Below are 17,458 nucleotides of genomic sequence, written 5' to 3'. Positions count from 1 at the left end.
TACAATTATTAATGTGGACTTAAATATCAACCTCCTAAAATCTTTTATTTGATAAATTATATTATGAATGAATGAAAAGTTCTGTATTGAAAAATACAATCCATCTAATAAATCTCATGTTTTGTTATAGCTTCAGTATTGGTATACAAAATAATTGAATTTTAAGATATAATACAATCATAATCCTTCTTCAAATTATGTTTGGTTTTATTTAGGATCTTGTTAAAAGGGACTTGGACAACCTTAATACTTAATCCAAAAATAAAGTGAGGTGCTTTTAAAAACATGATAAATTATACAAGCAATGAAAAACAAAACAATATCCATGATAAAATTAACAATGAACTTCAAAATTTCTTGAAGAATTACCCTCAGTTTTTTAAGGAGAAGAGCTTTAAAAAGAGAGAAATTATTTTTAGAGAAGATGATAAAGGAAATAAAGTTTATATACTGTTAAGTGGTTTGGTTGTGGGTTACAAAACGATGCAAGATGGTCAGAAAAGGATCCTTAATTTTAGTTCAAGTAATTCTATTTTGGGAAATGTTTCATTGACTGATTACTCATTATACAATATGACAGCTGAAGCTATTATCCCTAGCAGGTGTTTAGAAATAGATAATTTCTCCATAAAAGAAGTTGTTACTGAAAACCCTATTTTTTTTTGGTACCTATATGAAGACACGGTATATAAACTTAGAGGTGCAAATAAAATTATAGAAGAGTCATACTTGTCGGCTGCACAAAAGATTGCCAAAGGTTTAATTCATATGAGTCAACAGTTTGGTTATAAAACAGAAAATGGGATTGAAATTAGAACGAATTTTACTCAAGAATACCTTGCCCAATATACCGGAACAACACGGGTCACAGTAGCAAAAGTATTTGCAACACTAAACCAACAAGGTATTATTAACAGTAAATCAAAGCCTTGGATTATTAAGCGGTTGAATGAATTAATTAATTTCTCTTAATCTGAAATATTTTTAGAATAAGATTGCATAGGTTAGGGCAAGTCATTAATGAAGACTTGCCCTGTATGAACGATTTTAAAAAAATTATTTAGTTAATTTAGAAAGAACTTTATTAACCACATCCTCTAAAATCGTTCCTAAATTTGCTTTACGCAACAATTTGATAAGATGATTAACTTCTTCTTTAAATGGCTTTGGCTGTGGAGGTCTCATAAAAGGTTCCTCTACCCCATGCAGCTATTTTATAACGATGCGCGTCTTCCCAAACATATTAAAAAACATTAACCTTTCCATTAGATTACAGAAAGAATAGCATTTTTCACTTGGGGAAATGATTTGCTTAACTTGACGGATACGGCAGGATCCCCAATTTAAATATTAACAAAATTCTTTCTTTAATAGAACCTTTTAAAAAGGAAATGGTCTTGGTTGTTTCTGAACTGAGGTCCATTTCACCGTTGTAAATTCTTCGAATGAAAACTCGCCGCCAAATCTTCCTAAACCTGATGATTTTTCGCCGCCAAACGGTATATGTGGCTCTTGATTGATAGTTTGATCATTTACATGAATCATCCCAGTATGAATTTGGTCAGCCACTCTTATTCCTCTGTCCAATGAACCAGAAAATACAGCACCACTTAATCCGAATATAGATGCATTCGCAACTTTGATTGCTTCTTCTTCATTATCTACAGGGATAATAGAAGCTACAGGACCAAAGACTTCATTTTGTGATACGGCCATTTCAGGTGTAACATCAGTTAAGACAAACGGTGAGATGACATTTCCTTCTACTTTTCCTTCTATTTCTACTTTTGCTCCTTCTGAAACGCTCCTTTGAACTAGTTCTAACACCTTATCGACTTGTTTACGATTGATTAGTGGTCCAATAAAGGTCTCTTCCTCTCTCGGATCTCCTACTTTCATTTTTTGTACTTTTTCTTTAAATGCTTCGACATACTGAGGATATATCTTTCGATCGACAATAATTCTGTTAACGGATAAACAAATTTGTCCTTGATGAAAGAACCTGCCAAATGCCCCCGCTGATGCGGCTTGTTCAATATCCGCATCGTCTAGTACGATAAATGCATTATTACCACCTAGCTCTAGAATCACTTTTTTCAGATTTTGAGTCGCGATGGTACCGATGTGTTTACCAGCCGCAGTTGAACCTGTAAATGAAATTAATCGCGGAATTGGATGCTCAACAAAATAGTCCCCTACTTCTTCAAGATCCGTTACAACTAAATTTAAAACACCTTTTGGAAGGCCTGCTGCTTCGAATGCTTCCACAATAAAAGAACCACCAATGATATACGTTTGTGAATCAGGCTTAAGAACAACCGTGTTACCTGTCGCTATCGCTCCCGCAACAGAACGCATTGCTAAAACTAGCGGAAAGTTCCATGGTGCAATGACCCCGACAACTCCTAGTGGTAGCCTTGACACCCGATTTTCCTTATCTGGAATGACCGAATGGTAAATTTCTGTTTGCATTTTATCAGGGTATGTAATAGCATCCCGTAGAATAGCTATCGTGCCCCAAACTTCAGCATTTGCTTTTGCGATTGAACTCCCTGATTCCTCTATCATCAAACGGACAATATCTTCAAATCTACTTTCCATATGAGCAATTGCTTTTTCAAATATCGCTACCTTTTCGGCATTATCTACTTGTTGCCAAGCTTTTTGTGCTTGTGAGGCAGCATTATATGCATCATCAATATCTCTTTTATTTGCTAACTTAATGGTAGAAAGAACTTCTCCATTATATGGGTTGGTATTTTCATATAACTTTTCACTTTGACCGTCTTTCCAAACCCCACCAATATAAAGTTTGTTTGAATTTGCGTATTTCATTGTACCCCTCCTCTAACTTGATATTGATTGGCATTGCTAAGTTAAAGTTTTGATTTTGAAGATTCATAGGATCACACACTAGTTAGAAACGTGTCGCACTGTCTTGAAATTCATCAAATATGATGAATTGATAACGTTTTTGATATTGGCTAAGAGTTACGCCAAACGTGGGAAGAGGGCTTCTGCGTTACCTCTGTTGATTGCATGGTGGTCGGCGTTCTTATAGTTGTCCAGCTTCTGCGTAAACCATGTGGCAGTTTCCGAGACTGCATATGGAAAATCACTTCCAAAAGTGATGCGACTAGGGTCCGCAAAAGTCAACAGGCTCGGTAGAGCAGATGTTGCTCCAGTCAACGCAGTATCAAAGTAGAACCGCTTCAAAGAGTTAATCACACCATCGCGAGTAAATTTCTCCGGCATTGCCTGTTCAATAGTGATTCCGATTCGATCAGCAGCATACGGAATGAAGCCACCTCCATGTGAAAGAATTATTTTAATGTTCGGAAAGCGCTCCAAGGTGCCATTAACCACCATGTTGGTTGCTGCACGTGTCGTATCAAGTAGAAAGTCAGAGACATATGCCGGTATGCCAGGAACTGGAGGAGCGGCTAAAGCTGAAGGATGAACGAATACTACCGTATGACGGCGATTCAGCTCTTCCAAAAGAGGATCAAACAAAGGATCCCCCAAGTAAGTGCCCTTGCTGTTTGCCAGAAGTACAATGCCATCTGCATTTAACTCATCGAGTGCATAAGCAGCTTCACTCAATGCACCGTCAACATCAGGCAGAGTCAATGTAGCCCAAAAGCCAAAGCGCCCCGGGTTATCTGAGACCACCTGTGCACAGTACTCATTAAGCTCTCGAGCCATTTTCCTGGATTCTTGTAGGCTTCCTCCAGGTTCTACTCCAGGAGTAGTGACTGATAGAATGGCAGTCTCAATCTGATTTTTCCCCATCATATCAAGTGATGTTTCAGAGCTCCATTCCGGAATAGCGGGTACACCTTTATTATTTAACCACTCAGAATATTTCGAAGGAACAATATGGTGATGTGTGTCAATTCGTGCAAAATTGGATTTTTTCAAAAACAATCTTCTCCTTTAAGTTTGTTTTTGTATTAGGTTTTATACATCAAAGGACAGAATGTTGGGATTTGTCACGGGCGTGCAGCACCTCTTGGGATATCTACAGTCGCCGTTAAGTCCCGACATGTGGCATGTCCTTTCATCATTGCTTCAAAAAGATCTGTTCCATCAGGAATTTCATTGGCTACCAGGTAAAGTATTCTTCCATCTTCGCCTCCTAATGTACAGGCAGTTGCATGTCCTTTTACAGGGATCTTGTGCGTTACGTTTCCGTTGCGGTCGATGCGAACAAAAACTTCTGGTCCAAGTTTAGACACTAGCTTTTGGAGCTAGTAGAACTCGAAGGGCTTGATAAACCACGGTTATTATCTATCTCCAAACGCCCATCCTGTAAAAATGCCTCTAGTCTCTCCCTCTGGTTACGACAGTATTTGATTGCTTGGTCGAGTTCACTTTTCGGCAGTACTCGCGGTGTTTGTTCACGAAGCCATGCTGGAAACTTGCCCTGTATGTGCGATTTAAGAAAAACTATTTAGTTAATTTAGAAAGAACTTTATTAACCACATCGTCTGAAATCGTTTCTAAATTTGCTTTACGCAACAATTTGATAAGATGATTAACTTCTTCTTTAAAAGGCTTAGGCTGTGGAGGTCTCATAAAAGGTTCCGGAACTCTTCTTCTACCCCATGCAGCTATTTTATAAAGAATGTGAAGACTTCCGGGGTCCGAATAAACTTAATCAATAAGATCCATATACCCTGACTGCTCAACTTCTAATGCTTTCTTATAATCTTGCTCTTTGCAAGCTTGTATATGATCTACCATTGGTTCCATAGCAAAGCAAAGACCTCCAACGACAGTCCCGTCAAATTCGTCATTTAAAATATTTTCTTTATAATAATTTGGAGGGCCTGCTAAAACAGCAACATGGTGATCTAAAGTAAGGATAAATCATCTTCCAACCAACAATGTTTGGTATTTCCGTACATACTTTCACAACAGTTTCTACAGGAAATCCAATGCCGAAAGTGGGAGAATAACTCGCTGAAGGATGCATAATGATCGGCATGTCTACTGATTCGTCAATCTCTTTCAGGAGGTCAACGAGATTTTCCGGATATTTTACAGGGTCCCATGAGAGTGTAATATCTTGTGTCCCAATGGGCGGAAGCAAGAATAGTCCATCAGTACCGCATTCCTTTGCTATTTTGCTTGTTCAATATAACCTTTTGATCTTAAATCCATAAACCCTGAAAAAACAGGCACCATTCCATTCACTTCTTGTAAAGTAATTTCAAGAAGTTTCTTTCTTTCATCTGATGTGAGATAGAAAATTTCTGCTGCTTCGGGGTTTACAATACCTACATCAACAAATTTATCTTGCAAAAAATACTGAACAAACTTTCGATATTCATCGAAGTCGATGGTGTAAGTATCCCCCTCTTTAAAGGGAGTAACTAAACCCTGTCCCACCTGTTATTGGAGTTATTTGTCGCCACTATCAAATCCTTTCATGAATTGTGTTTACACCTTCATTATCAATGAATTTATTTTTAAATTCTGTATCTGTCGATACAAATCATTGCCAAAATTAAATTTGGCAATAGAGCAATTACCAATGAAAAATGACAGTGTCATACTTAGTGAAGGTTACCTATTGAAAAAAACATTACAAGATTTATCCTGTTGAACTGATTTTTTCACCGAGATAGTCCACACATTTTACCTCAGTTACAGTAATTTGATTTTTTGAGTCATCGGGAATATGATGAAGTTTTCCTGCCCCCTTAAATCCATAAGAGAAATCAAATCCTGCAACTGCATGGGTTACCCCAAGTTTTAATAAATAGGTCTCGACAAATTGTTTTGGTGACAATGCCGCAAAGTCAAGTGTGAAATCGACAAGATAAAATATGTCCACCTCTAAACCATTAAGCAGCATTTCTATTTCAGAAAGTGTTGTTAAATGGGGAATACAACGCTTCCCACCTGATAGGATGTTGATAGGATGCGGTCTAAAACTCATGAGTGCTAATGGAAATCCACGATTATTTGCTTCTTTACGGGCAATTTCTATGACACGCTGGTGCCCTAGATGGACACCATCTAAATAGCCGAGTGCCATTATACAAGGAGTTGCCTGACTATAGATGTCCTGTAAATTTTGAGCATTAATTAAAATCGTTTTCATTAGCACAACTCCTTCAATCATCCTTGTTAAAGATTCATATTTTTCTTATACCTCTACTAATTCCTCAAGGCTGCGATATTTTCCACTAAAGAATAGTAATGGATCACCATCTTCAATCGTAATGTTCGTTACTTTACCAATAAACAATGTGTGGTCACCTTCAACATGTTCAGCAGAAACTTCACAAACTACTTGAGCAATAGCCCCTGGGATAACAGGTACATCCATTAAACGATTAATTGTTACTTCTTGTTCTTTTATTTGACCAGCAAATATTTTAGAAATTTCTTCTTGTTTGGAACTTAAAATATTGACTGAAAACTTTTTAGCTTCTTGGATTTTAGGAAGCATACGTGCGTTTTCTTTTATCGAAATTACTACTAATTTTGGATTAAGTGAAACGGACATAAAAGCATTTGCTGTCATTCCATGTGTTTCATCATCTGTTTCCATCAAAATGACTGTCACACCCGTTGCAAATTTACCCATTGCACTTCTAAATAAACGATCATCCATTTTTGGAACCTCCCCTGATGAAATCTCTTGTTTAAATGCTTTTATTCGATCGGCTACCTGATTTGGAAGTAGGGCACCTGCTGGTGGGAGATAACTGCCCGTAACAGCCCGATTGGTTCAACTAACAATCTGTGGGGGATGAGGAACATCCCCACTGATTGAAGTTTCACTTTATTATCGCGATATTTCGGGAAATCAGCCCCAGCCAATTCCTTCAAAGCCATATAAATTACGACCGTACGTGTATAGTGCATCCTCATATAAAGATGTTATATGGACAGCTACTGAAATAATGTCTCGTACAGTTACTTCAATTATGTCATTCTTTTTTAGTGATGATCCACCTAATGAAACCATTACTGTCGTAGCGATATCCTGACAAATTTTAATGATTTCCGCACGTATAGCAGCAAACTCCCCTTTATCGTAAGGTCCGTCTGTTTCATATGATTCTAGTAAATCGTAATATTGTTCCAGTAACCCATTTGCCTTTTTATATTCCAGCATAAGATGAGCTAGAAGTCTCTGACTACGTGGAGAATCCTTTTCGATATCTCCATCAATACGCACCCGAGCTTCCGTTCTCTTATTAAATTCATCGATTAAACGTTTGGCCCCACCTAATACCATATTGGGGAATCCAATATAGAAAGCAGAGAAGTATGGCACATGATAATATGGATAATCTGGATCATAATTGGACCCTTCCGGTGGACGACGTGTATCATTCGCAACTTCAAGTCTTACAATACGACTTCTTGGAATAAATACGTCTGTTGCAACGACTTGGTTACTACCTGTACCACGTAAACCAAATGTATCCCAGTTTTCATTTACTTGCACTTCATCTCTACGCATGAAGCCCATGATAAATTCTGGACGATCCGATTCAGGTAATTGAGCAATTGCCCCTAAACCAATCCACTCAACAAAGTTAACCCCGCTTGCATAGTTATAAGTACCAGTTAACCGAATGCCGCCTTCTACTACAGTTACTTGTGCAATAGGTGGGAAAACATCGGCAATTAAGCCACCGGAATTTACAATTTCATCTCGACCTTCTTGTGGAAGGTGTGCTGGTAAACTGTTGTGTAATGGATAGAAATAACCTACCCATGCAGCTGAGATATTATGGTACGAAATAGTGCGTACAATTTCTCCAAAGCCACGTAATGAGATTTGTGGACCACCGTATTCTTTTGGAAGAATTGCACGTGTAATCCCTGCATCAATCAACTTATTTACAAAGTTTTGAGAAACGGATGCATTTAGTTCTGAAGCTGATATTTCTGATTCTGCTAGTTGACCTGCTTCCCGTGCTTTTTCAATCAACTCTAACTCAACTTCTGTAAACCCTTTAAATTTTTGAATTGTTTCAACTGACATTTGTAACCCTCCCATTTTAAGTTTTACTTTTTAAAATAAGTTGAACTAGAAGAACTCCCTTGCTGCTTTAATGAAATCTTCGCGTTTTTCTACCTGTACCCAATGTCCACACTGTGTAAATAAACGAAGCTCTGCATTAGGTAAATGTTCCATCAAATTAATACTGCTCTCTTTTGGAACAAATTGGTCATTTAAACCATGCATTAGTAATACTGGCTGCTTCATTTGACGCAGTGCATTAGGTGGTATTAAAATTTCACCTGGCATCGGGAAAAAGTTTTGTACATAAGAATTGCAAACGTCTTCACGTTGAACCGTTGCATAGCGAGTTTCTAAAATATCTGCCAATGAATCTTGTATCGATGCCGGATCATAGACAAACCAAGTTGTTAAATTTCGTAAGTTTTCAAATGTTGGATTTTTATAGAATCCGACCAAACGTAGAATTTCTGGCGTTGGAGGTGTTTCACCACCGCCACTTCCCATAAGTAATACCTTTTTCACTCGTTCAGGTGCATGCATTACCACGTTTAGAGATACAAACCCCCCCATTGAGTTTCCAACGAGACTAAACTGTTGAATATGTTTCTTATCTAATAGCTCTAATAGCTGGTCAACTCGGCATTGCGTCCATTCCCAAAATGTTTTTGGGTATACCTCTGGATGTTTTGTATTCCCAAATCCATATATATCAGGCGCAATCACATGATAGTCCTTTGCAAGCTCTGGCAAAATATGTTGCCAATTACTAACTGAATCTGCGCCAGGACCAGACCCGTGTAGGAATACGATCACTTCCTCATTTTCCTGCCCTGCTTCACAGTAGAATGTTTTAAAACGCCCTGTATCTAAAATTTCTGTTTGATAGCTCATTCTTATACCTCCTATGCTTCGGTTGAGTCTTGATTACCTGCTACAGCATCTTGTCCCCAATATGTCATTCCTACGTCTAAATCTTCAACTGTCCATCTAATTGGCTCCCAATCCGGTTCAAAAATTAAGTAACCGTTGGAAAACAATTTTACTCGGTGGCCACTCCCTGGATCCTTTACATAAAGATAAATTGCTTGTGATGCACCATGTTTACCTGGCCCTACAAATTTAAGGCCTTCTTCACTTAAAATATCTGCGGCACGTAAAATATCCTGTGCATTATCAAACCAATAGGCCAAGTGATGTAGACGATTTGGTGTTTCAGCATTCGGCTCACTTACAACTGCTATATCATGAACTAACGGTGTAACACTTAACCAGCCAGCCATAACACCCGCGTTCCCTAAATCGATATATTCACGCATTTTAAATCCTAAATTATCAATTAACCATTTATGAATTACGGCTGGATTTTGTGAAGTCGCTAGATTCACATGGTCAATACGGCGTGGGGAAGCACCTTTCCTCCAAGCTTTATACGTTTGGTTTTTTAGCACGGATTTACGATCTTGATCTGGTTGAGTTTTTTCCATTTCATAATAAATTTCAAATGGATGCTCACTTGGTAACTTAAAGCGAATGGCTCTTCCTTGACCTGCTTCTTGACCAGCTTCAATCCACTTTACATCTGCTCCTGCCTCAGCTAATAATTCAGCATATTTCTCTACATCTTCAGGACGTTTTGTACGCCAGCCAATGTGATCTACTTTAGATTTTTCCCCTTGTTTTAGCGACATAGTATGGTGCTCAAAATCACCCCATGCACGTAAATAATGTGTACCATCCACTACTTCAGTTACTTCTAAACCTAAAACCTCTGAGAAGAACCATAGTGATTTTTTAAAATCTGGTGTGATTAAAGCAATATGACCTAGTTTAGCGATTTCTGGTAACATTATCATTTCTCCTTTGTGTAAGTTTTTTCATTTACATATCCAATGTATTAAATTTAAAATATTCTGAAAAAAGACTATTTGTTTTAACTCGAAAACGTTTTCAGTGCGATTCGTTTGGTTTTTTTTACTTGTATGATATTTTAGTATAAGAGAGAAATAATTATATTTTTGAGATATTTCTTACAATTAAAGGAGGGGTCTCATTTGGAACAACGTGTTTTCCTATAAATAAGACTACTTTTCATATTGAAGATGGAAAACAGACATTGATAACATTTCAATTGCTAAAGCTTTAAGTTTTCTAAGAGCAGATCTTATTGAAATAAATGGGTTAGAGAAAGCAACTGAATTAATGTTCAATTATGGGTATCAATTAGGGGTTTCAGACGCTCAACAAATGAGAGAGAAATATTTCGATATACGAGATCTTATTAAACAAGGACCTACTCTTCATTGTAAAAAAGGACATATAAAAGGTTTAATCTTCGAGGGATATATCGAATTATATGATGACAAATCCGTTAAGACTGTTTATGGTACGGGAACGTGGTTACATTCCTACGAGGCAAAAGTTCATCTAGATTATTTCGGACAAAGTGATACACCGGTTTGTCATACACTTATGGGGTTTTCAACTGGCTATATGAGCACCATTTTTCAATTTGAGGTAAAGGTAGTGGAGAAAACCTGTGTGGCACGAGGGGATGAAAGCTGCACATGGGAGGTTTATACGGTTAATCAATTACTTGATGAATCAAAGGAACGCTCTGAAAACCAAGTATCGTTTGATTTAATCGAAATAGGTAATATTCAAAGTAAAATGATTCAGGCGATTATAGACGGGGCAACAGTAGAGGATATTTTAAAAGAAGCTGAAAAAACTTTTGGCAGAACTTTTTTAATAGAAGATATATTTTATAACTTTGCTCATTCGACTATTTTGTCAGAGAGTGATAGACAATTTATTGAACAGGATATGAGGATTTATGACCAAAAGGAAAGAGAGCAATTAGGGACGTATTTTTTTGAAAAGCGTCAGCAACTTTCCTTTACGAAAAAGGTTATACAGTTAGATAAGCATGTTCGTTTAACAAATACGGTTGTTGTAAAAAATAAAGTCGTTGCCTATTTGTCAATGATATCGATGCATTCAAAAACATTCACATCCTATGACTATTTACTATTATCAAGAATGACAAACGTCATTTCTGTCCTACTTATGATGAATTCTGTTTTAGCAAAATCAAAAGCAGAGGATGAATCCAAATTTACTAATGAAATTTTGCATCAACGGTTAACAGATAAAAATCAGATTCAATCCAGGTCTCGCTACTATGGTATTGATATTAACCAATTATATACCGTTGCTATTTTGAGATGGAGTACTAGTATAGTAAAGATTCAAAAAGAGATTGAAAATTTTATTCGTAGACACTTGAAAAAACAACGTACCCTTATATCTTTTAAGGAACAGGAACTAGTTATTTTGTTATTTCATCCTTTAAAAGACCATGCTTTCATTCTAAAAGTTTTTAGTAATTTAAGAGAAGCTATAATCGAACAATTTCCTAATTATCCTGTTCAAATTGGTTACAGCGATATTGGACAAAGCATTTGGGAGGCAAGTTCTCACTATAATGAGGCTGCGATTGCCCTAGTTTCTAGTCCCAACGCATCCATTACCGCGTTCAAAGATATTAGTATTTTGTCAATTTTCATTAATGATTTAAATACAGAACATATTAAGCAGCTTGCGAAAAATCGTTTTGCAGGAATCTTTTCCTTAAAGGAACAAAAACGTAATGAGCTCTTAGAAACTCTCTATATATATTTAAATAACAATTTGAAAATTGAAACCACGATGCGCTTATTAAACATTTCAAAAAGCGGACTTCTCTATCGACTAGAAAACTTAAAAGAGTATATGAATACAGATTTTAAGGATGTTAACGAGAATTTTCAAATCCTTCTTTTATTGAAAACAATCGATATTTATTCTAAGTCTAGTAATATTCAAAATGGTGATTTTTTAGTGGATTTTAGAGACAGTTAAAAGGTAATGGCGAATAGTGTGGAGGCTATGGGATGGATCATGAAAGTGTAACAAACAGAAGAATATTGTTATACGTACTTTGCTTGTTTTTATTATCTCTGGGTGCGAGCTTTTCGATTCAAGCAAATCTAGGTGTATCACCTGTAGTTTCGTTAGCCTATGGTGTTTCACTAACGTCAGGTTTGTCAATCGGTATAACTACAGTCATTGCTAATAGTATATATATTATTCTACAAGTTATATTGCATAAACGATTTGAGCTTAAAAGATTTTGCCTTCAGCTAACTATTTCTTTTTTGTTCGGTCTTTTTAATGACATAACGCTATTTGTTTTACAACTATTCCCAACACCTGAGACGCTTTTTGTTAGATGGATCTATTTGATATTTAGTTTATTCGTAATAGCAGCAGGGTTACTTGGATATATCACAGTAAAACTACCTTTTATGCCTTATGATGCGTTAATATATGCCATCATCGAACGTTTTCATCAACCATTTGGTAGGGCAAAAATTATATGTGATTTTATCAATGTAAGCATAGGTGGGATTATTTGTTTACTATTCATTCAGTCATTTGGTTCAATCGGAGTTGGGACACTTATTTCAGCCTACTTTACTGGGAAGATTTTAGAATGGATGATGATATATTACCAAAAAAATCTCCAAAATTGGTCACAAACTACAGTACAATGACTTATATAATTAGGCATTTGTCTATTGATAGTAAAGATAACTAGGGTTGTTAACGGTTATATTTCCATTTTTAAAAGCGGAATTGCAATAAACTTACTCCACACTCATTTCGACATACCCATACTTCATTATTTATTGAAGCTGGAGTCGGCATTAAAGAAAAACAACAGCGGCTTGGACATACAGATATTAAACTACAATGAATATCTATGCACATAAATAAGACCTCTGATATGGAAGAAAAGGCCTCCCAACAGTTTAGAAAACTGATGAAAGGCCTTCTCCTATAGTTAACTATTCTTGCATGGTTTGCCTTGTTTTTTAGAAAACGAAGACAAAACCGAGGACAAAGCATATTATCATTTTAGACGTTGATATAACAAGGTTTTAGAGCTCTTATCACATCATGCCGCCCCTAAGGTGAGAGTGTGTAATATCTTTAATACTGAGTGCAGAGTGTGCGTTATATCAAGACTTTGCTAATTTCTGACTGTAACATCTTTAACGGGAATTTATCGTTTTTCACTGGATTGCGTTAGCAAAATGTTAGCAAAATCAAATAGATAATCTGTTGGCGTAGTTCACACACTCAACATGCTTGATTGAAATAAGCATTTGCTCAACTCGTTTTACAAATGCTAAGTTTTCCCTAATTCAAATCAACGAAAACAATAAAGGTAGTTATCAAGATAATGATTGAAACATGACCAGTTAAATAAAGCCCAATAGCCTGCCCTGGGGTTCCAAAATTAAGCAATTGACGTGGTGTCTCTAATGTACTTGCAGATACAGATGGCTCCCTAGCATCTTTAAAAATTCCATTGTTCTAGTTGTCCAACTGGTCTTTGGATGATTATTCCCCGCCAGTAACACCTAGTGCTTCACCAGTGATTGCTGCTGCGCCGTCTGAAGCTAAGAATAGAGCTGTTGCTGCAATTTCTGAAGGTTCAAGTAAACGTCCTAACCATTGGCTACCAAGGATATGTGTTTTCAACGCTTCTTCTACTGTAGTTCCATCTTTTTCTGCAAGTACTGGTAATTGTTTTTCAATAAGGCTTGTACGAGTTGGTCCAGGTAAAATTGAATTAGCTGTAATACCGTATTCAGCATTTTCCATTGCAACTACATTTGTAAACCCAATTTGTCCGTATTTTGCTGCAACATATGCAGATTTATATTTATCAGGTCTTCTACCGTGTCCTGAAGAAATTGTAATGATACGACCATATTTTTGCTTCTTCATTGCTGGGAGTACATGTTTCGTTGTTAAGAATGTCCCTTTTAGAATAACATCAACCACTAAATCCCATTTTTCTTCTGGAAATTCATCAGTAGGTGAAATAAACTGAAGACCTGCATTGTTTACTAGTACGTCTACTGTTCCTCGGTCTGCGATAACCTGTTCAACTGCTGTTTTCACACTTTCTTCATTTGCTACATTTGCTTTGTATCCTTTTGCATTTCCTAATTTTTCAGCTGCACCATTTGCTGCTTCTTCATTTAAATCAAAGATTGCAACAAAGTCACCATTTTTTACAAATTCCTCTGCGATAGCATAGCCGATTCCTTGAGCTGCACCTGTTACGATTACTGTACGTTCTTTTTGAGTTGTCATTGTTATTTCCTCCTGCATTTCGAATGTTTTATTAAAATTTATAATTTAGTCTAAAAATGATTAACTACTTAATTGTGTGGAACCTTCTCTTTTGATCCACCTCCTCAAATGGAACATTTTTATGATATTAATAAATAATAATGGCTGTAATTAATACTGCAATTAGTGCAAGTAAATTAGCACCCGTTACTGCGATAAATTGATACTTAAAGCCATTTTGATGAGTAAGTCCTGTTAAAGCTAAGAATGTTAATACCGCACCATTATGCGGCATAAGTGTAATCACTGAAGATGCAACCGCTGATACTCTATGGATTACTTCAGGGTTAAGTCCCATATCTAAGTAACTTTGACCGAATGCTTGCATAACAATTCCCAACGCTCCTGATGCAGAACCTGTTATCCCACCAAAAAGAGCGGAAGCAACGGATAAACTGATAAGCGGATTACCCGGAATGTTTAAAATAAAGTCAGAAATATACTTAAAGCCAGGAGAAAAGGTGATAATCACACCAAAAGCTACGGCTGAAGAAGTGAAGAAAACCGGCATAATAGAACCACTTGCACCTTCATTAATCACTGCTTTTTGGCTTGGGATATATTTTTTAAATAAAATTGCTGAGACAATAACAGCAGCAGCTAATCCGATTACAATAATATTTGGTACTTTTAAAATACTACCAACGATGATAATAGCAATCAAAAGCAAAATGGGAATGATACTTAAGAAAAAGGAGGGGATTTCCTTTTTTAATTCTTCATCCGATTCTTTCACATTAAAATCAGCAAATGTCTCTCCGTTTGCTATACTTTTATTTAAAGTAAATTTCATATACCATAAACCAAAGGCAGCTGCTACAACCGCTCCAATAATCCCCAAAAGTGGTGCTGCCGTAAGGGTTGTACCAAGATAGGCCGTAGGGACAACATTTTGAATAGATGGTGTAGCAGGTAACATGGTCATCGTAAACGTACCTAAACCAAGCTGAATAGGAATTGTTACTAGGTTCCATGCAATATTTAATTGTTTAAATAATGGTTTTGCAAGCGGAATAAGTACAAATATAACTACAAATAAGCTAACCCCACCGTACGTTAAAATAGCCGTAATGATGAGTAGTGCTACTAATACTGAAAAAGGATTTTTTGTTCCTGTTTTTTCAAGTATTTTTTGCGCAATAGATTGAGCAGCTCCACTCTTATCGATATATTTAGCTAAAATTGCTCCTAAAAGAAAGACAGCAAAGAAATTTATTACAAAATCTGTTAAACCCGTCATATAGGAATGCTCTTTTCCTATTAAGGAAGTGAAAAAGTCTAGCTGGTTTGTTATGATCACGATAATCGCTGCAATTGGAGCAACTATCAAAATACTAAAGCCTTTCATTGCTCCATAAATGACTACTATTATTCCAAGTAATATACCAATAACCTGAATGATATCCATAATTATCTTCCCCCTTATATTTTTATGTTAATATTTCCTGAAATCTTTCGTTCGTTTATCTTTAATCCATGTATCTCGAAGTCGAGATATATAGTAAAAAAACTAGTTAAATTCAATTCCTACATTAGTAATCGGTTTCTAATAGCATAATCATTCCTAAAAATTAAAATCCCCTTTATTAAAGCAATAAATGCTAATGATATCTCCCATTGACTTTGTTTTCTGTACTGTATTAATTCCCCAAAAATGTTTTTCCCTAACGGTTCCACTACAGTATGTCACAAAATATTCACATTTAGAAATACTAATAAGGTTATGGTATGTATACCTGCTAGGTTATAAATCGATAAGAAATGCCTTCGTGCTTATTTTGTTATAATAATATTTTGAAACTAAATTACATAACACTATCCTATTAGAAATGTAAATAGGACAAAAAGGTCAATAAGGGGGCTATAGAAAGATGAAGGATCTTTCTGGAAAATATTTAAAGTCAATTGCTGAATACGGGAATTTCTCACATGCTGCCAAGGCCTTATATATATCACAGCCATACCTTAGCAAATATATTAAGAATTTGGAGGATGAACTAGGAATTGAGTTAGTAAACCGGAGAGTAAATCCTATAACGCTAACATATGCAGGGGAACGATATTTATCTTATATGAATGAAATAGAACAGACATATACAAAATTGCAACATGAAATTGAGTCAATTTCTAATATGGAAAAAGGGCAGCTAAAGCTTGGTATAAACCCAATATTAGGTTCTCATACCCTCTATAATATTTTACCTGAATTCATCTTGAATTACCCTGGGATTGAAATTGAACTGGTTGAGGAAGCTGCGAATGATATGGAATCTCTGCTTTTAGAGGGAAAAATTGATATATGTTTAAACATGCTTCCCATATTTAATCAAGAAATTGTTTATGACATCCTTTATGAAGAAAAACTGTATCTTGTTATTTCCCCTAATCATAAGCATTATAATCCTGATAAAAAACCAATAGCCCATATTCCATTTAATCCCCATCTTCTGGACGGGGAAAAATTTATTTTACTTAAAAAGGGGCTTGGTTTAAGAAGACTTACAGATGAGATATTTAAAGAATACTCCATTAATCCTAATATCGTGATTGAAACGCAGAATATCGAAAGTGCGTTCCGGTTAGCAAATAGAGGTGTTGGTTTAACCATTATTCCTGAGAGTGTGGTTACCCGGGATAATATAATTACTGATTCTATTTTCTACACCTTAGGAAACCCAGTTTATAAGAATCATGTAGTGGTCAGTTATAAAAAAGGGGAATCCTTGTCTTCCCCAGCCCTTACATTCCTGAATATTGCAAAAGAAAAGTATAGGCAATTTTAATGTATGGCCCTTTGAATCTTTAGGGGCCCTTACATTAATACCGAACATGTTATTATTTATGCTTGATTCAAAGTTATCCATTTGAAAAAGATAAAGAATACTTACTCAAACACTTGTTAACGCATTCCCAAAAGACAATAGAAAAGAACAGCAGGATTTGACTCAATTAAGGATAAGTCTATCTACTGTTCTTTCCTGAAAATTGTTGATTGATAATTTAACTAGGTATAACTTCTCTAATAGGTTTTGGGAGCTGTATCTTGCTGGTGGTTTTTAATTACTTTGTTATTCATATGGTAGAGTAAATACCGCAGGAGATTGCTTCCCGCGGCATTTGCTTTCATTATCGTTCGGCATATCCGGTCGTAACGGCTGCGTAGTAATACAATCGCGTAGCAAACAATATAACCAAAAAGAGACTTCCCAATAG

The 17,458-nt window shown here is 36.1% G+C and carries 16 protein-coding genes and 2 pseudogenes; 5 read left to right on the top strand and 13 right to left on the bottom strand.

Going from position 1 to position 17,458, the window contains the following annotated elements:
* Nucleotides 1–285: 285 nt before the first annotated feature.
* Complete coding sequence (locus J2Y03_RS26135) at nucleotides 286–972, top strand: Crp/Fnr family transcriptional regulator (RefSeq protein WP_310199915.1); 687 nt, start codon at nucleotides 286–288, stop codon at nucleotides 970–972.
* An 84-nt stretch (nucleotides 973–1,056) separates the two neighbouring features.
* On the opposite strand, the gene J2Y03_RS26130 is transcribed toward J2Y03_RS26135, so the two are convergent.
* From J2Y03_RS26130 to J2Y03_RS26080, 11 genes and pseudogenes are all read right to left on the bottom strand, one after another.
* Nucleotides 1,057–1,185, bottom strand: coding sequence for a hypothetical protein (locus J2Y03_RS26130; protein WP_310199913.1), 129 nt, complete (start codon nucleotides 1,183–1,185; stop codon nucleotides 1,057–1,059).
* A gap of 195 nt (nucleotides 1,186–1,380) precedes the next feature.
* Complete coding sequence (locus tag J2Y03_RS26125; RefSeq protein ID WP_310199911.1) at nucleotides 1,381–2,835, bottom strand: aldehyde dehydrogenase family protein; 1,455 nt, start codon at nucleotides 2,833–2,835, stop codon at nucleotides 1,381–1,383.
* A 156-nt stretch (nucleotides 2,836–2,991) separates the two neighbouring features.
* The gene (locus tag J2Y03_RS26120; RefSeq protein ID WP_310199909.1) at nucleotides 2,992–3,921 is read right to left on the bottom strand and encodes an amidohydrolase family protein; all 930 of its coding nucleotides are present in this window, start codon (nucleotides 3,919–3,921) and stop codon (nucleotides 2,992–2,994) included.
* Nucleotides 3,922–3,992: 71 nt separating this feature from the next.
* A complete protein-coding gene (locus tag J2Y03_RS26115) occupies nucleotides 3,993–4,238 on the bottom strand; it encodes a hypothetical protein (protein WP_310199907.1) in 246 nt (81 codons plus the stop codon).
* Nucleotides 4,239–4,279: 41 nt separating this feature from the next.
* Nucleotides 4,280–4,426, bottom strand: a pseudogene (locus J2Y03_RS26110) (IS66 family transposase); the annotation flags it as partial.
* A 698-nt stretch (nucleotides 4,427–5,124) separates the two neighbouring features.
* Nucleotides 5,125–5,394 (bottom strand): dihydrodipicolinate synthase family protein, encoded by a 270-nt coding sequence (locus J2Y03_RS26105; protein ID WP_310199905.1) that lies wholly within the window; start codon nucleotides 5,392–5,394, stop codon nucleotides 5,125–5,127.
* Between the two features lie 205 nt (nucleotides 5,395–5,599).
* Nucleotides 5,600–6,112, bottom strand: coding sequence for a hypothetical protein (locus tag J2Y03_RS26100; RefSeq protein WP_310199903.1), 513 nt, complete (start codon nucleotides 6,110–6,112; stop codon nucleotides 5,600–5,602).
* 45 nt (nucleotides 6,113–6,157) lie between these two features.
* Nucleotides 6,158–6,628 (bottom strand): flavin reductase family protein, encoded by a 471-nt coding sequence (locus J2Y03_RS26095; RefSeq protein WP_310199901.1) that lies wholly within the window; start codon nucleotides 6,626–6,628, stop codon nucleotides 6,158–6,160.
* A gap of 195 nt (nucleotides 6,629–6,823) precedes the next feature.
* On the bottom strand, nucleotides 6,824–8,014 hold the full coding sequence (locus J2Y03_RS26090) for an acyl-CoA dehydrogenase family protein (protein ID WP_310199899.1): 1,191 nt from the start codon (nucleotides 8,012–8,014) through the stop codon (nucleotides 6,824–6,826).
* Between the two features lie 45 nt (nucleotides 8,015–8,059).
* Complete coding sequence (locus tag J2Y03_RS26085) at nucleotides 8,060–8,887, bottom strand: alpha/beta fold hydrolase (RefSeq protein ID WP_310199897.1); 828 nt, start codon at nucleotides 8,885–8,887, stop codon at nucleotides 8,060–8,062.
* 11 nt (nucleotides 8,888–8,898) lie between these two features.
* On the bottom strand, nucleotides 8,899–9,849 hold the full coding sequence (locus J2Y03_RS26080) for a VOC family protein (protein WP_310199895.1): 951 nt from the start codon (nucleotides 9,847–9,849) through the stop codon (nucleotides 8,899–8,901).
* 259 nt (nucleotides 9,850–10,108) lie between these two features.
* Here J2Y03_RS26080 and J2Y03_RS26075 point away from each other — a divergent pair, with 259 nt between their 5' ends.
* The 3 genes and pseudogenes from J2Y03_RS26075 to J2Y03_RS26065 form a co-directional block, all read left to right on the top strand.
* Entirely contained in the window at nucleotides 10,109–11,896 is a 1,788-nt protein-coding gene (locus J2Y03_RS26075) for a XylR N-terminal domain-containing protein (protein WP_310199978.1), read from the top strand.
* Nucleotides 11,897–11,928: 32 nt separating this feature from the next.
* Entirely contained in the window at nucleotides 11,929–12,591 is a 663-nt protein-coding gene (locus J2Y03_RS26070; protein WP_310199894.1) for a YczE/YyaS/YitT family protein, read from the top strand.
* Between the two features lie 92 nt (nucleotides 12,592–12,683).
* A pseudogene (locus J2Y03_RS26065) lies at nucleotides 12,684–12,881 on the top strand (tyrosine-type recombinase/integrase); the annotation flags it as partial.
* Between the two features lie 563 nt (nucleotides 12,882–13,444).
* Here J2Y03_RS26065 and J2Y03_RS26060 read toward each other — a convergent pair.
* Both J2Y03_RS26060 and J2Y03_RS26055 read right to left on the bottom strand, forming a co-directional pair.
* Entirely contained in the window at nucleotides 13,445–14,206 is a 762-nt protein-coding gene (locus tag J2Y03_RS26060) for a 3-hydroxybutyrate dehydrogenase (protein WP_310199892.1), read from the bottom strand.
* A 127-nt stretch (nucleotides 14,207–14,333) separates the two neighbouring features.
* Nucleotides 14,334–15,653, bottom strand: coding sequence for a GntP family permease (locus J2Y03_RS26055; RefSeq protein ID WP_310199890.1), 1,320 nt, complete (start codon nucleotides 15,651–15,653; stop codon nucleotides 14,334–14,336).
* Nucleotides 15,654–16,116: 463 nt separating this feature from the next.
* On the opposite strand from J2Y03_RS26055, the gene J2Y03_RS26050 reads away from it, so the two are divergent.
* A complete protein-coding gene (locus tag J2Y03_RS26050; RefSeq protein WP_310199888.1) occupies nucleotides 16,117–17,028 on the top strand; it encodes a LysR family transcriptional regulator in 912 nt (303 codons plus the stop codon).
* The last annotated feature ends 430 nt before the right edge of the window (nucleotides 17,029–17,458 follow it).

The organism is Neobacillus niacini (assembly GCF_031457145.1).
In the GTDB taxonomy this organism is placed as follows: Bacteria; Bacillota; Bacilli; order Bacillales; family Cytobacillaceae; genus Neobacillus; species Neobacillus niacini_J.
The sequence above is the reverse complement of the archived record's forward strand: the minus strand, read 5'-3'. Positions and strand labels throughout refer to the sequence as shown.

Excerpts from the sequence above, each read along its gene's own strand:
- J2Y03_RS26135 (WP_310199915.1), top strand. The coding sequence starts at position 286 with ATGATAAATTATACAAGCAATGAAAAACAAAACAATATCCATGATAAA.
- J2Y03_RS26130 (WP_310199913.1), bottom strand. The coding sequence starts at position 1,185 with ATGAGACCTCCACAGCCAAAGCCATTTAAAGAAGAAGTTAATCATCTT.
- J2Y03_RS26125 (WP_310199911.1), bottom strand. The coding sequence starts at position 2,835 with ATGAAATACGCAAATTCAAACAAACTTTATATTGGTGGGGTTTGGAAA.
- J2Y03_RS26100 (WP_310199903.1), bottom strand. The coding sequence starts at position 6,112 with ATGAAAACGATTTTAATTAATGCTCAAAATTTACAGGACATCTATAGT.
- J2Y03_RS26095 (WP_310199901.1), bottom strand. The coding sequence starts at position 6,628 with ATGGATGATCGTTTATTTAGAAGTGCAATGGGTAAATTTGCAACGGGT.
- J2Y03_RS26090 (WP_310199899.1), bottom strand. The coding sequence starts at position 8,014 with ATGTCAGTTGAAACAATTCAAAAATTTAAAGGGTTTACAGAAGTTGAG.
- J2Y03_RS26085 (WP_310199897.1), bottom strand. The coding sequence starts at position 8,887 with ATGAGCTATCAAACAGAAATTTTAGATACAGGGCGTTTTAAAACATTC.
- J2Y03_RS26080 (WP_310199895.1), bottom strand. The coding sequence starts at position 9,849 with ATGATAATGTTACCAGAAATCGCTAAACTAGGTCATATTGCTTTAATC.
- J2Y03_RS26070 (WP_310199894.1), top strand. The coding sequence starts at position 11,929 with ATGGATCATGAAAGTGTAACAAACAGAAGAATATTGTTATACGTACTT.
- J2Y03_RS26060 (WP_310199892.1), bottom strand. The coding sequence starts at position 14,206 with ATGACAACTCAAAAAGAACGTACAGTAATCGTAACAGGTGCAGCTCAA.
- J2Y03_RS26055 (WP_310199890.1), bottom strand. The coding sequence starts at position 15,653 with ATGGATATCATTCAGGTTATTGGTATATTACTTGGAATAATAGTAGTC.
- J2Y03_RS26050 (WP_310199888.1), top strand. The coding sequence starts at position 16,117 with ATGAAGGATCTTTCTGGAAAATATTTAAAGTCAATTGCTGAATACGGG.